Here is a 20816-nt window from a genome sequence, read left to right on the forward strand (position 1 = left end):
CGGGCTGCGCTACGGTGCCTCCTGGGAACGCTCCCAGTCGTGCTCACCCGGTATTCGGCGGCAACCGCAACGCACCCTGCTCGCAAGGAGGCGAAGCATGGAACCACGTGCGCGTAAGGCGTCCGGGTCGTCCACGTTCCGCTTGAGACCGGGCCGGGCCGCCTCCGCGACCGCCGCCCGACGCGTCTAGCGACACTTCCGCTCGTACCCCCTTCGGTGCACGTCGACCGCCATCGACGCGGCATTCCGCCTCCTCAAATTGTTAGCGATAACAAGGCGATTGGCCTTGCATTCCGTGAGAGGAAGACCATGCGATATCCCCTCGCGACCAGGAAGAACGCCGTCCACCGAGCGCGGCTGCGAGCGGTGTGGGTGGTGGCGCTGTCGGTCGCCGCGGTCGTTCTTCCGGTACGCACCGCGTCGGCTGCCACCGTGGACACCAACGCCTCGTACGTGCTGGTCAACCGCAACAGCGGCAAGGTGCTGGACGTGTACGGGCGCAGCACCGCGAACAATGCCCGGATCTCCCAGTACACCCGCAACGACGGCGCCTGGCAGCAGTGGCAGTTCGTCGACTCCGGCGGCGGCTACTACCGGATCAAATCCAGGCACAGCAACAAGGTCCTGAGCTTCCCGTCCACCGCCAACGGCACCGGCCTGGTGCAGACCACCGACGCCGACCTCACCGGCCAGCAGTTCCGGCTGGCCGACTCCGCCGGTGGCTCCGTGCGCCTGCTCAACCGGGCGAGCGGCAAGGCCGTGGACGTGCTGAACTCCTCCACCGCCGACGGTGCGCGGGTCGTGCAGCTGCCCGACACGGGCGGCGCCAACCAGCAGTGGCAGCTGGTCAGGCTCGGCACGGACACCACGCCGCCGACCGCGCCCGCCAACGCCCGCACCTCGAACCTGACGTGCACCGGCGTGACGTTCTCGTGGTCGGCGTCCACCGACGACGTCGCGGTGGCGTTCTACGACATCTACCACGACGGACAGCTCATGACCTCGGTGCCGGGCACGGCTCTGTCGGCCGACTTGACCGTCACCCCGGGCGCCACCTGGGGCCTGTACGTCAACGCCCGCGACGCCGCCGGCAACGTCTCCCAGGCCAGCCCCACGGTGACGATCACCGTGCCGCAGTGCCAGGCCGACACCACACCGCCCAGCACCCCCACCGGCGTGACGGCGACCGCCTCGGGCACCTCGGTCACGGTCCGCTGGTCACCGGCCACCGACAACATCGGTGTCACCGGCTACGAAATCCTGCGCGACGGCGTCCAGGTCGGCTCGACCAGCGGCGCGACCACGACGTCGTTCACCGACAGCGGCCTGGCCGCGAACACCCGCTACGAGTACCGGGTGCGGGCGCGCGACGCCCAGGCCAACCGCTCGGCCCCGAGCACGGCGGTCGCGGTCACCACGGGCAGCTCCTGCGCCACGGCGCTGTGCTCGATCACCAGGGTCACCACCGAGACCGACCTGCCCTGGGGCCTGACCACCCTGCCCGGCGGACAGGTGCTCTTCGGCCGTCGCGACACCTTCGAGCTGGTCCGCCTCGACCCCGCCACCGGCGCGAAGACCGTCCTGGGCCGCGTGCCGAACGCGGACGGGACCGATGGCGAGGGCGGGGTCCTGGGCATCGCCGTGGCCTCCGACTTCACGGCCGACCCGTGGGTGTACGTGATGCACACCAGCCCGACCGACAACCGGGTGGTGCGCATCCGCTACACGGACGGAGCCCTCGCGGGCACGCCGCAGGTGCTGCTCACCGGTATCCCGCGCAACAAGTACCACAACGGCGGCCGGCTGCGGTTCGGCCCGGACAACAAGCTCTACGTCGCCACCGGTGACGGGCAGAACGGCGAGTGGGCCCAGGACCGGGACAACCTCGCCGGCAAGGTCCTGCGCATCAACCCGGACGGCACCGTGCCCGCCGACAACCCGTTCGGCAACGCCGTGTGGAGCTACGGCCACCGCAACCCGCAAGGCCTGGCCTTCGACTCGCAGGGCCGGTTGTGGGAGCAGGAGTTCGGCAACTCCGTCATGGACGAGACGAACCTGATCGTCCGCGGCGGCAACTACGGCTGGCCACGCTGCGAGGGCACCACCGGCAGCTGCGCCGAGCCCGGTTTCGTCGCGCCCAAGCGCACCTATCCCGTCGCCGAGGCCTCGTGCAGCGGGATCGCGGTGGTCCGCGACGCGCTCTACATCGCCTGCCTGCGCGGTGCGCGGCTGTACCGGGCCGAGATCGCCGGTGAGAGCCTGACCAACGTCCAGCAGCACCTCACCGGCACCTACGGGCGGCTGCGCACCGTGGAACCGTCCGCGGACGGTGGCCTGTGGCTGACCACCAGCACCCGTGGCGACAAGGACAGCATCGCCGACAACAGCAACGAGAGCATCCTCAAGGTCGAGCTCGGACGATGAACCCGGCCGCGGGGCGGTGTGCTCACACCGCCCCGCGGTACCGCAGCGCACGCACCGCAGCCAGGCCATCCGCCGCCGCGGGCGATCCCGTGATGGCCGGCACCAGCAAGGGCCACGCGTCGATCAGGACGACCCGCCCGGCCACCGCCACTTCACAACAATCACGACAGCCCCTTCGGCGCTCCCGCCGCGTGGACGCCTCCCGTTGATTAAGACCAGAGGCGGGGCAGCCGAGGAATTCGGCGGCGAGGAATACTCGGGACCGTTCCGACCGGTGGGTAACCGCACCCGTCCGCCTTGGCTTGATGTGACTTGGATGTTAAAGATAGGTGCGAACCGACCGGGTGACACTCACCTGGCGCGGTGCGACAACGGCACGCGGAAGCCCGTCTTCGCAGGTAGATGGCCGTTGGTCGACCCACGAGCGAGAGCAGGCAAGGGGAGGCTCGTAAACGCGACGTTACGTCACGCTCACCACCCACGGCGGGATAGCGTGCGGATTCCACTCCTTTCTTGTAGGCACCCGTTCGTCGCCCTAGGGTGACGCAGCAGGGTCATTGACGATGGCTGCCGATTTAGCGATTCACTATTACCTCGGAGGTGATCGCCGTGTCGAATTCACCCGCCGGTAGCGTTCGTCCGGACGGTGCGGAGACCGATGCCGAGATCGGCGACTCGCTGCTGCGCCTCGCCAGGCACTTCCAGCGGGGCGAGACCTCCGCGGACGGGCGCACGCTGCACCAGATCGGCGGGCGCGGCGCGGACGTGTTCTACCGGGACCGGTGGGCCTACGACAAGGTGGTGCGGTCCACCCACGGGGTGAACTGCACGGGCTCCTGCTCGTGGAAGGTCTACGTCAAGGACGGCGTGATCACCTGGGAGTCGCAGCAGACCGACTACCCGTCGATCGGGCCCGACAAGCCCGAGTACGAGCCGCGCGGCTGCCCCCGCGGCGCGTCCTTCTCCTGGTACACCTACTCCCCCGCCCGGGTGCGCTACCCGTACGTGCGCGGCGTGTTGCTGGAGTACTACCGCGAGGCCAAGGAACGGCTGAAGGACCCGGTGCTCGCCTGGGCCGACATCGTCGAGGACCCGGAGAAGTCCCGCAAGTACAAGGCCGCCCGCGGCATGGGCGGCTTCGTGCGCGCCGAGTGGTGGGAGGCCGCCGAGATGGTGGCCGCCGCGCACGTGCACACCATCAAGCGCTACGGACCGGACCGGGTCGCGGGCTTCTCGCCCATCCCGGCGATGTCCATGGTCAGCCACGCGGCGGGCGCCCGGTTCGTCTCGCTGGTCGGCGGCTCGATGCTGAGCTTCTACGACTGGTACGCCGACCTGCCGGTGGCCAGCCCGCAGGTGTTCGGCGACCAGACCGACGTGCCGGAATCGGCGGACTGGTTCGACGCCGGATACCTGATCATGTGGGGCTCGAACGTCCCGGTCACCCGCACGCCCGACGCGCACTACATGACCGAGGCGCGCTACCGGGGCCAGAAGGTCGTCGTGGTGTCACCCGACTACGCCGACAACACCAAGTTCGCCGACGAGTGGCTGCCCGCGCGCCCCGGCACCGACGCCGCGCTCGCCATGGCGATGGGGCACGTGATCCTGCGGGAGTTCTTCGTCGAGAAGACCACCCCGTACTTCACCGACTACGTCAAGCGCTACACCGACCTGCCGTTCCTGGTCACCCTGACCGAGACCGACGACGGTTGCGTGCCGGGCAAGTTCCTCACCGCCGCGGACCTGGGCGACACCGGCGAGGGCGCGGAGTCCAAGACCGTGCTGCTGGACGCGCACGGCGAGCCCGTGGTCCCGCCCGGGTCGCTCGGGCACCGGTTCACCGACTCCGGCCAGGGCAAGTGGAACCTCGACCTCGGTGACGTCGACCCGCTGCTGTCGGCGCGCGGCGGCGACCCGGTCACCGTGGCGCTGCCGCGGTTCGACACCAGCGAGCCGGGCGTGCTGCACCGGGGCGTGCCGACGCGGATCGTCGCGGGCCGGCGGGTGACCACGGTGTTCGACCTGCTGCTCGCCCAGTACGGCGTGCGCCGCGACGACCTGCCCGGCGAGTGGCCCAGCGGCTACGACGACGCCACCCAGCCCTACACCCCCGCCTGGCAGGAGGGGATCACCGGGGTGCCCGCCGCCGCGGCCGAGCGGATCGGCCGGGAGTTCGCCGACAACGCCGAGCGCTCCAAGGGCCGGTCCATGATCCTCATGGGCGCGGGCACCAACCACTGGTTCCACTCCGACCAGATCTACCGCTCGTTCCTGGCGCTGACCATGCTCACCGGCTGCCAGGGCGTCAACGGCGGCGGGTGGGCGCACTACGTCGGCCAGGAGAAGTGCCGTCCGATCACCGGGTGGTCGACGCTGGCGTTCGGGCTGGACTGGCAGCGCCCGCCCCGCCAGATGCAGGGCACGATCTTCTGGTACCTGGCCACCGACCAGTGGCGCTACGACCCGTTCACCTCGGACGTGATGTCCTCGCCGCTGGCCACCGGTCGGTTCGCCGGTCGCACCGCCGCCGACAACATCGCGCTCGCGTCCCGCCTGGGGTGGATGCCGAGCTACCCGACGTTCAACCGCAACCCGCTCGACCTGGCCGACGAGGCCGAACGGCTCGGCAAACCAGCCGCGGACCACGTCGTGGACGGGCTCAAGTCCGGGCACCTGCGGTTCGCCTGCGAGGACCCGGACGCACCGGAGAACTTCCCCCGCGTGCTCACCGTGTGGCGGGCGAACCTGCTCGGCTCGTCGGCCAAGGGCAACGAGTACTTCCTCAAGCACCTGCTCGGCACCGATACCAACCTGCGCGCCCAAGACTCGGACGGGGTGCGGCCGCAGGAGGTGACGTGGCGCGAGGAGGCACCGGTCGGCAAGCTGGACCTGCTGCTGTCGCTGGACTTCCGGATGACGTCGACCACGCTGTTCTCCGACGTCGTGCTGCCCGCCGCGACCTGGTACGAGAAGCACGACCTGTCCTCCACCGACATGCACCCCTACGTGCACGCCTTCTCCCCCGCGATCTCACCGCCGTGGGAGACCAAGACCGACTTCGAGGCGTTCCACCGCATCGCCCGCGGGTTCTCGTGGTTGGCCGAGAAGCACCTGGGCAAGCGCAAGGACATCGTGGCCGTCGCGCTCACCCACGACACCGTCGACGCCACCGCGCAGCCGGGCGGGCGGGTGCTGGACTGGAAGAACGGTGAGTGCGAGCCGATCCCCGGCAAGACCATGCCGCGGCTGGTGGTCGTGGAGCGCGACTACCCGGCGATCGCCGACAAGATGGCCGCCCTGGGGCCGCTGGTCGAGCAGGTCGGGCTGACCACCAAGGGCGTCACCGTGCACCCCGACGAAGAGGTGGAGTACCTCAAGGGCGCCAACGGGACGGTCCTGTCCGGTGCCGCCGCCGGACGGCCGTCGCTGGCCAAGGACACTCACGCCGCGGAGGCGATCCTTGCGCTGTCCGGCACCACCAACGGCCGCCTGGCCACGGAGGGGTTCCGCGCCCTGGAACGGCGCACCGGCACCGAACTCGCCGACCTGGCCGCCGAGAGCGAGGGCAAGCGGATCACGTTCCCGGACACGCAGGCCCGCCCGGTGCCGGTGATCACCTCGCCGGAGTGGTCGGGCAGCGAGACCGGCGGCAGGCGGTACTCCCCGTTCACCATCAACACCGAACGGCTCAAGCCCTGGCACACCCTCACCGGCCGCCAGCACTTCTTCCTCGACCACGACTGGATGTTCGAGCTGGGCGAGCAGCTGCCGGTCTTCCGGCCGCCGCTGGACATGACCGCGCTGTTCAACGAGCCGGCGGTCGGGGCGCTGAACGGTGGAGTGACCGTGCGGTACCTGACCCCGCACTCGAAGTGGTCGATCCACTCGGCCTACCAGGACAACCTGCACATGCTCACGCTGTCCCGGGGCGGGCAGGCGATCTGGATCTCGGACCGGGACGCCGCGAAGATCGGCGTCGCGGACAACGACTGGATCGAAGCGGTCAACCGCAACGGGATCGTGGTGGCCCGCGCGATCGTGTCCCACCGGATGCCCGAGGGCACGGTGTTCATGTACCACGCGCAGGACAAGGCCGTCGGCGTCCCGCGCACCGAGGCGACCGGCAAGCGCGGCGGCATCCACAACGCGCTGACCCGGCTCATGATCAAGCCGTCGCACCTCGTCGGCGGCTACGCACAGCAGTCGTTCGCCCTCAACTACCACGGTCCCACGGGCAACCAGCGCGACGAGGTCACGACCATTCGCCGCCGCAGCCAGGAGGTGCAGTACTGATGCGCGTGATGGCACAGCTCGCCATGGTGATGAACTTGGACAAGTGCATCGGCTGCCACACGTGCAGCGTCACCTGCAAGCAGGCGTGGACCAACCGCGGTGGTGTGGAGTACGCGTGGTTCAACAACGTCGAGACCCGCCCGGGACAGGGCTACCCGCGCCAGTACCAGGACCAGGAGAAGTGGAAGGGCGGCTGGGAGCTGAACAAGCGCGGCAAGCTGACCCTGCGCACCGGCTCGCGGCTGAAGCGGCTGCTCAACATCTTCGCCAACCCGGACATGCCCACGGTCGCCGACTACTACGAGCCGTGGACCTACGACTACCAGAACCTGCTGTCCGCACCACCCTCGGACACCACGCCCACGGCCAAGCCCAAGTCGTCCATCACCGGCGAGGACACGAAGGTGACCTGGGGCGCCAACTGGGACGACGACCTGGGCGGCGGTCCGGAGCAGATCGGCAAGGACCCGGTGTTGGGCAAGCTCTCCGAGCAGGTCAAGCTCGAGTTCGAGCAGACGTTCATGTTCTACCTGCCGCGCATCTGCGAGCACTGCCTGAACCCGTCGTGCGCGGCGTCGTGCCCGTCCGGTGCGATCTACAAGCGCGCCGAGGACGGCATCGTGCTGGTGGACCAGGACAAGTGCCGCGGCTGGCGGCAGTGCGTCACCGGGTGCCCGTACAAGAAGATCTACTTCAACCACAAGACGGGCAAGGCGGAGAAGTGCACGTTCTGCTACCCGCGGGTCGAGGTGGGCATCCCGACCGTGTGCTCCGAGACGTGCGTCGGCCGGCTGCGCTACATCGGCGTGCTGCTCTACGACGCGGACAAGGTGGGTGAGGCGGCGTCGGTCAAGGACGACAAGGACCTCTACCCCGCGCAGCTCGACGTCTTCCTCAACCCGCACGACCCGCGCGTGGTCGCCGAGGCCGAGCGGGCGGGCATCTCCGGCGAGTGGATCGAGGCCGCGCAGAACTCCCCTGTGTACCGGCTGATCGTGGACTACCAACTGGCGCTGCCGCTGCACCCGGAGTACCGCACCATGCCGATGGTCTGGTACGTACCGCCGCTGTCGCCCGTCGTCGACGTGCTGAGCGAGACCGGCCACGACGGCGAGGAGGTGGGCAACCTCTTCGGCGCCATCGACGCGCTGCGCATCCCGGTGGAGTACCTGGCCGAGCTGTTCACCGCCGGTGACGTGGGACCGGTCCGGGCGTCGTTGCAGCGGCTGGCCGCGATGCGCGCCCACATGCGCCAGGTCAACCTCGGCGAGGACGTGGACGACTCGATCGCCGCGTCGGTGCGGCTCGCGCCCGGCGAGATCGAGTCGATGTACCGCCTGCTCGCCATCGCCAAGTACGAGGACCGCTACGTGATCCCGGCGGGCGCGGGATCCGACGCGCACCGGCTGGAGGCCCTGACCACCGGGTGCAGCCTGGACGGCGACGGTGGCCCCGGCATGACCGCGTTCGACGTGATGACGGAGAAGTTCCAGCTGACCGACACCAACGGCGCGGCGCCGCCGGACAAGACCAAGCGGATCAACCTGCTCGACTGGGACGGGGTCAACACCTCCGGACTGTTCCCGGGCAGCGGTTCGTCCGGCAACGGTTCCTCGGGCAACGGCTCCGCCGGCGCGGGTGCCGCGCACGAACCCGAGGCCATCGGATGAGCGTGCTGCGCAAGCGGGACAAGAAGGCCGCGGAAGCACCGGACCGCGACAGCCGGCTGGTGTGGCGGATCGCCGCGCTCCTGATCGACTACCCGGGTGAGGCGCTGACGCGCATCCTGTCCGATCTCCGGGCGGCGGCGATGTCGCTCCCGGCGCCGGCCGGGCCCGCGCTCGTGTCGTTCATCGACCACGCGCGGTCCACGGCCGGGAGCGCGCTGGCGCAGCACTACGTCGAGACCTTCGACCTGCGCAAGCGCAACTGCCTGCACCTGTCGTACTACGCCTACGGCGACACCCGCAAGCGCGGCATGGCGCTGCTGCGGTTCAAGCACGCCTACCGCGCGGCCGGTGTCGAGCTGGGCGAGCACGAGCTGCCCGACCACCTCGCGGTCGTGCTGGAGTTCGCCGCGACCGCCGATCCCGTCGCCGGGCGTCGGCTGCTGGTCGAGCACGGCCCGGTGCTGGAGATGATCCGGCTGTCGCTGGCCGACGGCGGGTCGCCGTACCTGGCCGTGCTGGACGCCGTGTGCGCCACGCTGCCGGAGATCAGCGCCGCGGACCGCCGCAAGATCGCGACGCTGGCCGCGGAAGGGCCGCCCGAGGAAGACGTCGGCCTGGAGCCGTTCGCGATGGACCCCGCGCTGCACGCCGAGTCGGGAGGACGACGATGAGCACGTTGCTGTGGCTGGCCCTGCCGTACATCGCGCTGACCTCGTTCCTGGTCGGGCACGTCTGGCGCTACCGGCACGACCAGTTCGGCTGGACGACCCGGTCCTCGCAGATGTACGAGAGCAGGCTGCTGCGGCTGGGCAGCCCGCTGTTCCACTTCGGGCTGCTGGCCGTGATCGGCGGGCACGTGATGGGACTGATGATCCCGAAGAGCTGGACCGAGTTCGTCGGGATCAGCGACGGCACGTACCACCTGGTCTCGGTGACGGCGGGGACGGCGGCGGGCACGGCCACCGTGGCGGGCCTGGCGATCCTGCTGTACCGGCGGTTCACCGTCTCGGCCGTGCGCAAGGCCACCACGCGCGGTGACAAGGTCATGTACGCGCTGCTCGCGGCGGCGATCCTGACCGGCATGGTCAACACCGTGGGCGAGAACCTGATCGGCGGCGGCTACGACTACCGGGCCACGGTGTCGGTGTGGTTCCGCGGCCTGTTCACGTTCTCCGCGCAGCCGGACGTGATGACGGGCATCCCGCTGAGCTTCCAGGTGCACAACGTGATCGTGCTCGTCCTGCTGGGCATCTGGCCGTACACGCGCCTGGTGCACGTGTTCAGCGCACCGCTCGGCTACCTCGTGCGGCCGTACGTGGTCTACCGCAGCCGCGACCCGAAACGCCCCGACGCCAACCGCTACGCCCGCGCCTGGGGTGACCAGCACGAGTAACCCGGCGTGACGTCACCCGGCGGCCGGGACCTCCAGCGTGATGCGGCTGAAGTCCTCCTTGCGGATCGCGCGGCCGATCGTGCGCACCGGCAGGCTCCACACGCTCTGGTCGGCGATCAGCTTGGCCAACTGGGCGGACTCCCAGTTGAGCTTCTGGTGGACCAGGCCGACCTCCTCCTCGTCCGTGGTGGTCAGGTAGGAGACCGCTGACCACCACACGCGTTCCCGGTAGTACTTCAGGCCGGTACCGCTCAGCACGACGTCCAGGCCGCGCAGCGTCTTGCGCAGCACCGTGATGCCGCCGCCGTAGTCGCGGGTGAGCGTTTCGGCGATCTGCGGGATCGAGCGGACCAGGATGTTGTTGACCTGGTCGTGGTCGAACTTGCGGCGTGGGAGCAGCAGGTGCCCGGCGTCGTCCCCGTGCTGCCTGAGGTTGAGGAACGTGCCGTACGCGAGGTCGTAGTTGATGTGCGCGTTCAACCCGAGCAGCAGGTCCTGCAGGACCGTGGAGGTCTTGTCCTCGGCCATCCGGTGGGCGGTCTTCCAGGCGCGCTCCGACTCCGGGTCCCGGTCGAACGTGGTCAACGACCGGAAGTACAGCGACGCGAAGTAGCCGGCCTGCGACCGGACCCAGTCGCGGTCGAAGAAGATGGGGTTCCGGTAGTCGCCGAGCCCGTGGACCGCCGCGTGCACGTTCAGCGTGATGATGTAGTACGCCCGCAGGAACACGGCCCGGTAGTCGTTGCGCTCGTGGAAGTACCGGAGCGCGACCTGCATGCAGGGGATCGCCTCTTCGATGGTGGCGGGCCGCTGTGCGGCGATGCTGTCGAAGTCGGTCAACGGAAGCTCCCGGGGTGGATGCGGCACACGTGGCCCGGCTCGCCAGGTCCGACGTAAAGGATCCGCGGCCGTGCCTGCAGATACACACCCGGAGGAAGTTCACCTCGGTCGGCGCAACGGCGACACCGTGCGGTGACGGGCTCCGCCGCGTCGAGCCGCGTGCGCCTGCGCCGGATGACGCGTCAGTCGCGGCGCGCGGCCCAGACGGTGCGCTCGGTGCGCACCGCGAGGTCGTCGCGGCGCAGGATGCTGTGCGGGCCGTGGGTGTCGAGCAGTCGGTCGAGCGCGATGAGGTCTTCCGCCGCGAGCTCTGCCGCAGCGGCGGCGCGGAGGCGTTGCAGCGCGGTCAGGGCGTAGCGGCCGATCGACGCGTGGCGGGAACCGTCGACGGCGACGGTGAGTCGGCCTTCGACCGCGAAGCCGGCGGCGGTCAGCATGGGTCCCCAGTCGGCGCCGCGGTGGGGCACGTGCTCGGCGTGGAAGTGCTCGGTCGCGGCGTGCAGGCGTTCTTCCAGGCCCGGCCGGTCGGCGGGGGCGTCCTCGGGCAGGAAGCGCGGCATGCCGGCGAGCTCGACGACGGCGAACAGGCCGTGGGGCGCGAGCAGGTCGCGGACGGTGCGCAGGGCGCGGTCGGGGTCGGCCATGTGGTGCATGGAGGCCGACGCCCACACGAGGTCGGGCGTTCCCAGGTCGGGCCAGGTCGCGTGGTCGAGGTCGGCCTGCACGGTGCGGACCTGCTCGCCCACGCCCCGGGCGGACGCCTTCTCGCGCAGCCGTCGCAGGTGTCCGGGCGAGGCGTCCACGGCGGTGACGTGCGCCTCGGGGAAGCGGTCGAGGAGCGCGAAGGTACCCGCTCCCGTACCGGAGGCCAGGTCCACGATGTGGTGCGGGCCACTCTTCACCGGCAGCCACTCGGTGATGGCGGCGACGTGGTCGGCGAGGACTTCCGCGTCCAGGTCGAGGATCTCCGCCTGCTCGCTGTCTTGGTGCTGGTGGTGGCCGTGCTCGTGGGTGTGGGTCATACCGCCACGTTAAGCTCGCCATGCGCCTTGTGCATGACTTCTTGCGAGTTGCGCAAGGGAATGGCCCCCGGTGCTGCCACCCGCGCAAGGCAGCGGCGGTGCGACTACCGGCCGGTGTCGTGGGCGTCACCGTCGCCGTTCCCGCGCTGGTCGTCGGTCTCGCGGTGTCCGCGGCGGGCGTCGCGGTCGAAGATGAACATGATCTCGCAAGGACGACCCTCGGTGCCGATGGCGTGCGGCACCATGGTCGGGAACTCGGCCGCCTGGTTGGTCTCGAGGCGGAAGCGGCGGTTGCCCAGCAACAGGATCGCGGCGCCGGAGAGCACGACGAGCCACTCCCGGCCAGGGTGGGCGCGCATCTTGGCAGGGTTGTCGGGCGGCGGCTCGGTCAGCCGCCGACGCATGACGCTCAGCGCCGGGTCGCCCTTCATCGGCCAGCTCAGGTTGTCGGAGCCGTGGGCGATGGGGCTGATGACGACATCGTCGGCGGCGTTCTCGACGAGCTGGTCCAAGGTGGTGTCCAAGGCGCGGGCCAGCGTGACGAGCTGGTCCAGCGCCAGGCGGCGTTGACCGTTCTCGATGCGACTCAGCGAGGACTGGCTGAGGTGGGCGCGACCGGCCAGTTCCTCCAGGGACAGGCCCTGCGCGAGCCGCAGAGCGCGGATCCGTTTGCGCACGAGGCCGTCCAGCCCGCCTTCTTCTTGCGTCATAGGCAAGAGTCTATGCCTTCCCGGCAACACGCGCCTAACGTCACCGGCACTCGACCTCCCCATGTCCTTTCGAGAGGAACACATGAGTGCGAACCAGCACGCACAGCAGGCCGACGCCGTACCCGGCGGTGGTGGTGCCCCGGACGCGCGTCAGCTGCGCACCATCCTGATCGCCGTCTCCCTCGCGCTGATGGCCGTCATCGCGTCGGTGACCGGGTTGAACGTCGCCCAGACCCACCTGGCCGTCGAGTTCGCCGCCTCGCAGAACACCGTGCTGTGGATCATCAACAGCTACACCCTGGCCCTGGCCGCGCTGCTGCTACCGCTCGGCGCGATCGGTGATCGCCTGGGCCGCAAGCCCACGCTGGTCGCCGGGCTCGTCGCCTTCGGTGTCGCCAACGTCGTGGCCGGCCTGGCCCCGACCGCCGAGGTCATGATCGCGGCCCGGGTCGCCGGCGGTGTCGGTGCCGCGATGATCATGCCGATCACCCTGGCCGTCATCACCTCCACCTTCCCCGCGGAGCAGCGCGGCAAGGCGATCGGCGTGTGGACCGGCGTGGCGGGTGGAGGTGGCGTCCTCGGCATGTTCCTCTCCGCCCTCCTGGTCGACGTCGCGGACTGGCGCCTGCTCGTCGTGCTGCCGGTGGCCTTGGTCGTCGCGGCCCTGGGCTTGACGCTGAAGTCGGTGCCCGACTCCCGTGAGCGCTCCGCCCATCCTTTCGACACGGTCGGCGCGCTGGTCTCCACCGTCGCCGTCGTCGGGCTCGTCTTCGCGCTGCAGGAAGGACCCGAACGCGGCTGGACCGCTCCCGCGACGCTGATCAGCCTCGTCGCCGGGCTCACCGCCGGCATCGGTTTCGTGGCCTGGCAGCTGCGCCGCCGTGACGCGGCACTGCTGGACGTGCGCCTGTTCCGGGAACGCGGCCTGGCCGGTGGCTCGATCACGCTGCTGGCGGTCTTCGGCGTCCAGGCGGGCATCGCGGTGGTCCTGTTCCCGTTCTTCCAGGCGGTGCTCGGCTGGTCGGGGCTGCTGTCGACGGCGGCCATGATGCCGATGGCCCTCATGATGATGGCGGCCTCCGGGTTGGCACCCCGGCTCGCCGCCCGCATCGGCTCCCGCTCGACCATGGCCGTGGGCATCGGCCTGGCCGGCGCAGGCCTGGCGCTGATGGCGTCGTTCGTCTCCGCGGAGGGCGGCTACCCGACCATCCTGCCGGGCATGCTCGCCATGGGCGTCGGCATGGGCCTGTCGATGACGCCGTCCACCGAGGCCATCACCGGTTCGCTGCCGAGCGGGAAGCAGGGCGTCGCCTCCGCGCTCAACGACATCACCCGCGAGCTCGGCACCGCGCTGGGCGTCGCCGTGTTGGGTGCGCTCCTGTCCGCCGGCTACCGCGGCGCGATCGACGACCGGCTGCACGGCGTCCCCCAGGCCGCCGCGGACACCGCCCGCCACGGCATCGCCAACGCCGTCGAGGTCTCCGGCGGCACCGGCTCGCACGCGCGGCAGATCGTCCAGGCCGCCCAGCAGTCCTTCGTGGACGGCTGGCAGCAGGCCATGTGGGCAGGCGTCGCCGTCATGGTCGCGCTGCTCGCCTACATCGCGCTGCGCGGCCCGAAGGACCCCGCACCCTCGGCGGTGGCCGACTTCGCATCGACCCGGTAGGGGGTGGTGACCATCGCGTGGGACGCGCGTCCGAGTCGCTTCAGCGGGTCGAGGCGGGCGGTGCGGCGGTGCTACCCCGGACGACCAGCTTCGTCGGCAGCTCCAGCCGGTCGTGCTCGATGGTCCGGCCGTCCGCGAGCGCCAGGACGAAACCGGCGGCGGTGGCGCCCATCTGCGCCAGCGGCTGGTGGACCGTGGTCAGCGGCGGGTCCGACCACTGGGCGATGGGCAGGTCGTCGAACCCGACGATGCTCACGTCGCGCGGGATCGCCAGGCCGAGCGCGCTGGCGGCGTGGTAGGCGCCCAGGGCCTGGAGGTCGTTCGACGCGAAGATGGCGGTCGGCCGGTCCGGCAGCCGCAGCAGTTCGGCGGCCGCGTCCCGGCCGCCGTCGAAGTACAGCGGGGCGGAGCGGACCAGGTCCGGGTCGTGCGGGAGGCCGCCCTCGTCCAGCGCGGCCCGGTAGCCGTCCAGGCGGGCACGGCAGCACAGCAGCTCATCGGGGCCGCGGAGCATGCCGATGCGGCGGTGGCCCAGCTGGATCAGGTGGCGGGTGGCGACCAGGCCGCCGTTCCAGTTCGCCGCGCCCACCGACGCGATCGGGTGGCTGGGTTCCCCGGTCGGGTCGAGTGCGACGAGCGGGATGCCGCGGCTGTCGAGCTGGGCCAGCTGGTGCTCGGTGAACATCGCCGACACGGCGATCACCCCGACCGGGCGGCGGGCGAGCATCTGGCGGGCCCACGTGCTCTCCGGGGTGTGCGCACCGTCCATCTCGGTCAGCGTCACGGCCAGCCCGTGCGGCCGCACGGCGTGCTCGATGCCCCGCACGATCTCCAGCGCCCACGGGCTGTCCAGCGCCTGGAACACCACCTCGACGATGGGCACTGCCTCGGCTTTCTCGGCCTTCCGGTAGCCGTGCTCGCGGATCAGCGCCTCGATCCGCCGCCGCGTCCCGGTGGAGACGCCGGTCCGCCCGTGGATCACCTTCGACACCGTGGAAGCCGACACCCCGGCGAGCGCGGCGATGTGCGAAACCCCGACCTCACCCCGCTTGCGCACCGTCGTGTCGTCCACGGCCACAGCGTAGGCCGTGATCTCTCCCGACCCGCCCGCACCGCGAGAGAAAATTTCTCTCTACCGAGAGAACGTTGACGCGGGGAGGCTGGGTGCGCCATCGTGGTGACCACCTCACTCCGGACATCAGACCCGGTAGGAGGTCTGGGAGCGCTCCCAATCCAGGACTATGGAGGACAACGATGTCACGCAGATCCAGGTCAGGGCGCTTCCGAACGGCGACCGCCCTCGTGGCCGCCGGCCTCGTGCTGGGGACGGGCTTGGCCGTCGCCGGCGGCAGCGCCGCCGCGGACCCGTCGACCAAGTACCTCGGCGTGTTCCGCGAGACCAGCCCCACCGAGGTACCCGCGGGCACGGTCGGCAGCTACGGGGTCGCACCGGCCAGCGTCCAGTGGTTCGACAGCTGGGCCACCGGCAGGGCCTTCAACGCCACCGCGGCCCGGACCCTCTGGGACCAGGGGATCATGACCCATTACACCTGGGAACCGTGGAACACCGCCCTCGGTGTGGCCGATCCGGAGCAGATCCACCTCCAGGACATCCTCGACGGGAAGTGGGACAGCTACATCCGGGCGCGCGGCGCGGAGTTCGCGTCGGTCGGCGCACCGATCATGGTGCGCTGGGGGCACGAGTTCAACGGCAACTGGTACCCGTGGGGCATCGTCAACAACGGCAGCGACCCCGCCCTGTACGTCAACGCCTACCGGCGCGTCCACGACCTGGTGGTCGCGGCGGGAGCGACCAACGTCCAGTGGGTGTGGTGCTTCAACAACGGCTCCACGCCCGACAGCGCCTTCAACGAGCCCGCCCGGTCCTACCCCGGTGACGCCTACGTCGACTGGGTGGCGATCGACGGCTACAACTGGGGCCTCGCACCCTCCTGGGACCCTGCCGGGAACTACTGGACGAGCTTCGAGGCCGCGTACTCCAGCGCCTACGCCAAGGCTCGCTCCATCGCGCCGAAACGCCCGGTGATGATCGCCGAGATCGCTTCCAGCGAGGACGGCGGCGACAAGGCGCAGTGGATCAACGACCTGTCCGCCGCCCTCGACTCGGGCCGCTACCCGGACCTGAAGCTGGTCAACTACTTCGACCAGGACAAGGAAGAACTGTGGTCCGGCACCTCGTCGGCGGCGGCCAAGGCGGCCTTCACCTCCTGGGTCAACCAGCCCTACATGCGGGGCAAGGGCGTCGACCTGGCGAAGGTGGCCGCGGAGTACAAGGGACCCACGACGACCACCACGACCACGACCCCGCCCGGTGCGTGTTCGGCGACCTATCGCACGGTCGGCTCCTGGTCCGGCGGCTTCCAAGGTGAGGTGACCATCGTCGCCGGTGCTTCGGGCACCAAGGGCTGGACGGCCCGCTGGACCACCGCGACCGGCCAGACGATCAAGCAGGTCTGGAACGGTGCGCTCAGCGTCAGCGGATCGGCGGTGTCGGTGAAGAACCTGAGCTGGAACGGCACCTTGTCCCCCAACGGCACGACGAGGTTCGGCTTCTTGGCCGGCGGGTCTCCCACGACGCCCTCGGTCACCTGCGACAGCCCCTGAGAAACCTGCTTGGACGACCGGTCGACCACGACAGGTCAGCCCGCCCGCCACGTCCGGCCCGGACGTGGCGGGCGGCACCAACAACCACACCCCGGTTACCGAGCGTGGCAAGATGACGGCATGGGATGCCGAGGGGAGCGGGGTGCCACGCCCTGCCTCGCGGCGGACGGGGTCGTCCGATGAACGAGATGCTCCATCGCGCTGTCGTGCGCATCCGGGACGAGGACGAAGTCGTGCACGGCGTCGGCTTCCTGGTGGCTCCCGACATCGTTCTCACGTGCGCCCACATCGTCGAGCGCAGCGTGCCGGCCATCCTCGACTTCCCCTTGGTGCCCGACCGGGGAGAACACCGCGCAGAAGTCGAGCGGTCACGCCCGGACCTTGACGTGGCGCTGCTCCGATTACCCGGCCCCGTGACCGGCACCGGCCCTGTGCCGGTCGTGAGCAGCTCCGACGACTGGGGGCACACCGCCCGGCTGTTCGGCTTTCCCCGCAATAACGACAACGGCGTGTGGATGGCCGCGCGGGCGCTGGACCGACAAGGCTCCGGCTGGGTGCAACTGGAGGCCGACCAAGTCGGCAGGCGCTTCGAGCGCGGCTTCAGCGGCTCGCCGGTATGGGACGACCAGGCCCGCGCGGTGACCGGGATGGTGGTCGCGGTGCAGGAGCGCTCGACGACGGCCTACCTGGTGCCCGTGTCGGCTTTGGTGGAGGACCTGAGCGAGTTCCTCCCGAACCCCTTCCGAGGGCTGGCACCGTTCGAGGCCGAGCACGCGGCGTTGTTCCGCGGCCGGGACGAGGAGGTCGCCGAGCTCGTCGCGGCGGTGGACCGGCGCCGGTTGGTGGTGGTGACCGGCCCGTCTGGGGTGGGCAAGTCTTCCCTGGTGCGAGCGGGGCTGTTGCCGACCCTGTCGACGAATGCGGTGACCCTGCGCCCGGTGCGGGGACAGGACCCGGCCGGGATGCTGGCCTCCGCCCTGGTGCCGGTCCTCGAACCCGGGCTGGGCAGGATCGACCAGCTCGAACGCGAGCGCAAGCTCGCCGGGCTGCTCACCCCGCAGGTGCTGGGTTCGTTCGACGTGCTGGTGTTCCTGGACCAGTTCGAGGAGTTGGCCGACACCGACCCCGACCAGGCCGCCGAACTGCTGCGCTGGACCGCCGAAACACGGACCGTCGCGACCCTGCGCCCCGGTGCCCTGGAGCGGCTGCTGACCAAGGAGATCGGGCACGGCTTGGTGCCGGTCGCCCCGATGGGCCCCGAGCAGCTGCGTGCGGCGATCAGCTCGGTCCCGGGCACCAGGTTCGAAACCGGTCTCATCGACCTGGTCCTGCGCGATGCCGGCGCGGAACCGGGCGCGCTGCCCCTGGTGCAGTTCGCCCTGTCGCTGATGTGGGAGAAGCGGCGCGGCGCGCTCAGCATCGAGGGCTACCGCGAGATCGGAGAGATCGGGGGTGCGCTGTCGAAGTACGCCGACGAAGTCTGGGAAGGGCTTTTCGCGGACGACGGCCACGCAAGGGACCTGCTGGTCCAGCTCGCCCGCCCGGACACCGACGGCAGGTTCACCAGGAAGCCCGTGCTGCTCGACGCCCTGCCCCCCGAGCAGGCCCGTGCCGCGAAACAACTCACCGCGACCCGGCTGGTCGTCACCGGCAGTACCGCCAGTCACGAGCCGATCGTCGACCTCGCCCACCAGGCCCTGATCGACCGGTGGGAGCAGCTGCGCACGTGGTTGGCGGAGGCCAGGCAGTTCCGCGAGTGGCAGGAGGAGCTCGACCGCCGGGCCCTCCAGTGGCGCCAGTCGAAGGAGAAGGATGACGGCAGCCTGCTGCGCGGGGTGGCCCTCGCCCAAGCCGAAATGCACGGAACCGACCGGCTGACCGCCGAGCAGCGCCGGTACCTCGCGGCCAGCCGGGAGTACCAGCAGCGGGTATTGCGCAGGCTGTGGGCGGTCGCGGCGGTGATGCTCGTGCTGGTCTTCCTCACCGGAGTCCTCGCGGTCTCGACAGCGACGAACGAGAACCGGCTCGACGCCCAACTGGCCACGGCGAACGCCCGCTCGCTGGCGGCCGAGGCGGACACCGCGATGGTGGACGACCCCGCCCGCGCGTTGCGCCTGGCCATAGCCGCCTACCGCACGGACCCGTCCGTCCCCGAAACGCGCAACGCACTGATGCGGCAGTACTCGGCGTGGCACTCGGCGGACAAGGTGTTCAGCGAGTTCGATCTGCAGCCGGTCCAGCAGGTGCTGACCAGTGAGGACGGCGATCGCGCCCTGTACCCGGGATTCACCGGGAGGGTCGTCGCGACCGGGATCCACGGGAACGCGCTGACCAAGCGGACTCTCGACGACGCACCCACGGCCAGCGGACAGGTGCCATCCGGCTACCGATACGCCGTCAGCCCGGACGGACGCTGGGTGGCGCTCGGGAGCCCGGTCGTGCTGAGGTTGTGGGACCTGCGAGGCGACGGGGCCCCGGTCACGCTGCACTCGAACCTGTCCGCGCGGGGACCCGGGCTGGTCTCCACCAGCGACGTGGCGTTCACCGCCGACAGCTCCCGGCTGGTGTGGACGGGCGTCGAAGGCGATGTCGAGATCTGGGACGTCGAGAAGCGCGTCCAGGTACCCCACCGCGTCGGCGGTGCCGACACCACCGCAGCCTGGGTGGTCGATGACAAAGCCGTCCTGGCGGATCGGCGGGCCGGGGTGGTCGTGCGCGAACTGACCACCGGAGCCGAGGTCCGCGTGCTGCCCGCGGGCGGTGTCGTGGCCCGCCACGGTCGCGACTACGTGATGTGCGCGGACGACGTGGTCCGGGTGCTCGACACGACGACCGGCGCTGAACGCCACCGCTTCACCGCGGCCTGCGGCCACGTCCGGCTCGACGCCAACCGGACGGCCGCGGTGGTCCGGACCTCTACGGCCAGGGGAGCCGACCACACCTGGCTGAGGGTGCTGGACCTGGCGGACGGCTCCACGCGCGCTTTCGCCACGCCACCGCTGCCCGCGCCCGCCTCGACCACCCCGCTCAGCGACCTCATCGACGTCGCGGTTGTGCGGCGGGCACCGGGGCGGGTTGGGGCGGTGCTGGTCCGCGGCAGATCGCTCCTGCGGTTCGACGACCTGCCCCCGAACCCCGGTGAGGGCCCCGTCCACCACCTCGCCCTCAGCGGTGCCGGCACCGAGGTGGTCGGCACCGACGGCGGCGACGTCGTGGTCGCCGAACTCCGGTCGAGGCACCAGCTGGCCCGGCTCCCGGCTTCCTCGCTCCCCGCCGGCCACCGGATCGAGAGCGTCGGTCTGCGCGACGGGGTGCTCGGCGTGTCCACCAGAACGGACCGCGGGCTGACCATCTCGCTGTTCCGCTACCCGACCCTGGAGCCTCGCGGGCGGTTCAACGTACCGGTGCGCGTCCGATCCGCGGCGGCGGAAGCACCCTACGCCGCGTACTTCGACAGCGATCGTCTCGCGGTGCTCTACCAGGGAGTGCTGACCGGCTGGTGGCTCGACGACAAACCGGCGGAACCACGGAAATCGCGCGTCGTGGAGATCGTCCCGGAGTGGGACGCGTGGATCTACCACGTGCCCATGCTGGCCGGCCGCCCTGGGCACGGCAACGAGGTGTTCGTGGCCCTGCCGGGCCACGTGCAGGTGTACGACCCGCTCACCGGACGCTCCACCGGTCCAAAGGGAACTGCGGGTGTGGACCGGCCCCGCGGGTTCGTCTTCGACGCCACCGGCGACACGCTGGCGATGTTGGTCGGCCAGGGCCAGGTTCAGCTGTGGCGGCTCGCCGAGCACATGCCGTCACCACCGTTGCCCACCACCGAGGTGACGAACCTGGTGGGCTTCACACCCGACGGTGCGCTCGTCACCGTGGAAGGCGGCAACGACGGCCCGACCGGGTTGCGGTTCTGGGACGTGGCGAACCGGCGGGCGACTGCGGACCTGGCGTTGGGCGGCGCTTTCGCGCGCATCGCCGTCACCGGCTCGTCGCTGGTGATGGTCGACCAGGCCGGCACCCTGGAGATCCCGTTGGACCCCCGTGCGTGGGAGGCACGGCTGTGCGGCCTCGCCAGTCGCTTCACCGCCGACGAGATCGACCGGCTGTTCGAGGGAAAGGTCGTCAGCCCGTTGTGCTGAGGCCGCGTCCGCCTCTCCGTGGTCCGGC

Annotated in this window: 12 protein-coding genes; 8 read left to right on the forward strand and 4 right to left on the reverse strand. The window is 70.5% G+C overall.

Annotated elements, in window-relative coordinates:
- The first annotated feature begins 309 nt into the window (after nucleotides 1-309).
- From B0I31_RS32980 to narI, 5 genes are all read left to right on the forward strand, one after another.
- Nucleotides 310-2424 (forward strand): PQQ-dependent sugar dehydrogenase, encoded by a 2115-nt coding sequence (locus B0I31_RS32980; protein WP_106619307.1) that lies wholly within the window; start codon nucleotides 310-312, stop codon nucleotides 2422-2424.
- A 609-nt stretch (nucleotides 2425-3033) separates the two neighbouring features.
- On the forward strand, nucleotides 3034-6720 hold the full coding sequence (locus B0I31_RS32985; protein WP_219910908.1) for a nitrate reductase subunit alpha: 3687 nt from the start codon (nucleotides 3034-3036) through the stop codon (nucleotides 6718-6720).
- Nucleotides 6720-8390, forward strand: a complete 1671-nt coding sequence (narH, locus tag B0I31_RS32990) for a nitrate reductase subunit beta (protein ID WP_106619308.1) — start codon at nucleotides 6720-6722, stop codon at nucleotides 8388-8390. Before B0I31_RS32985 ends, narH begins: the two co-directional genes overlap by 1 nt.
- Entirely contained in the window at nucleotides 8387-9061 is a 675-nt protein-coding gene (gene narJ, locus B0I31_RS32995; protein WP_106619309.1) for a nitrate reductase molybdenum cofactor assembly chaperone, read from the forward strand. The genes narH and narJ overlap by 4 nt, the downstream gene beginning before the upstream one ends.
- Complete coding sequence (narI, locus tag B0I31_RS33000; RefSeq protein WP_106619310.1) at nucleotides 9058-9783, forward strand: respiratory nitrate reductase subunit gamma; 726 nt, start codon at nucleotides 9058-9060, stop codon at nucleotides 9781-9783. Before narJ ends, narI begins: the two co-directional genes overlap by 4 nt.
- Nucleotides 9784-9795: 12 nt before the next feature.
- On the opposite strand, the gene B0I31_RS33005 is transcribed toward narI, so the two are convergent.
- The 3 genes from B0I31_RS33005 to B0I31_RS33015 form a co-directional block, all read right to left on the reverse strand.
- Entirely contained in the window at nucleotides 9796-10623 is an 828-nt protein-coding gene (locus B0I31_RS33005) for a DUF5995 family protein (RefSeq protein ID WP_106619311.1), read from the reverse strand.
- 182 nt (nucleotides 10624-10805) lie between these two features.
- On the reverse strand, nucleotides 10806-11645 hold the full coding sequence (locus B0I31_RS33010) for a class I SAM-dependent methyltransferase (RefSeq protein ID WP_106619312.1): 840 nt from the start codon (nucleotides 11643-11645) through the stop codon (nucleotides 10806-10808).
- A 104-nt stretch (nucleotides 11646-11749) separates the two neighbouring features.
- The gene (locus B0I31_RS33015; protein WP_106619313.1) at nucleotides 11750-12355 is read right to left on the reverse strand and encodes a helix-turn-helix domain-containing protein; all 606 of its coding nucleotides are present in this window, start codon (nucleotides 12353-12355) and stop codon (nucleotides 11750-11752) included.
- Nucleotides 12356-12437: 82 nt separating this feature from the next.
- On the opposite strand from B0I31_RS33015, the gene B0I31_RS33020 reads away from it, so the two are divergent.
- On the forward strand, nucleotides 12438-14021 hold the full coding sequence (locus B0I31_RS33020) for an MFS transporter (protein ID WP_106619314.1): 1584 nt from the start codon (nucleotides 12438-12440) through the stop codon (nucleotides 14019-14021).
- A 40-nt stretch (nucleotides 14022-14061) separates the two neighbouring features.
- Here B0I31_RS33020 and B0I31_RS33025 read toward each other — a convergent pair whose 3' ends face one another.
- Nucleotides 14062-15093 (reverse strand): LacI family DNA-binding transcriptional regulator, encoded by a 1032-nt coding sequence (locus B0I31_RS33025; protein WP_106619346.1) that lies wholly within the window; start codon nucleotides 15091-15093, stop codon nucleotides 14062-14064.
- A gap of 182 nt (nucleotides 15094-15275) precedes the next feature.
- Between B0I31_RS33025 and B0I31_RS33030 the strand changes: the two genes are divergently transcribed.
- Together B0I31_RS33030 and B0I31_RS33035 are read left to right on the forward strand one after the other, a co-directional pair.
- Nucleotides 15276-16646 (forward strand): cellulose binding domain-containing protein, encoded by a 1371-nt coding sequence (locus B0I31_RS33030; protein WP_106619315.1) that lies wholly within the window; start codon nucleotides 15276-15278, stop codon nucleotides 16644-16646.
- A 179-nt stretch (nucleotides 16647-16825) separates the two neighbouring features.
- Nucleotides 16826-20788: an nSTAND1 domain-containing NTPase gene (locus tag B0I31_RS33035; protein WP_181320635.1), complete on the forward strand. Its 3963-nt coding sequence runs from the start codon at nucleotides 16826-16828 to the stop codon at nucleotides 20786-20788.
- The last annotated feature ends 28 nt before the right edge of the window (nucleotides 20789-20816 follow it).

Source organism: Saccharothrix carnea (assembly GCF_003014735.1).
Classification (GTDB): Bacteria; Actinomycetota; Actinomycetes; order Mycobacteriales; family Pseudonocardiaceae; genus Actinosynnema; species Actinosynnema carneum.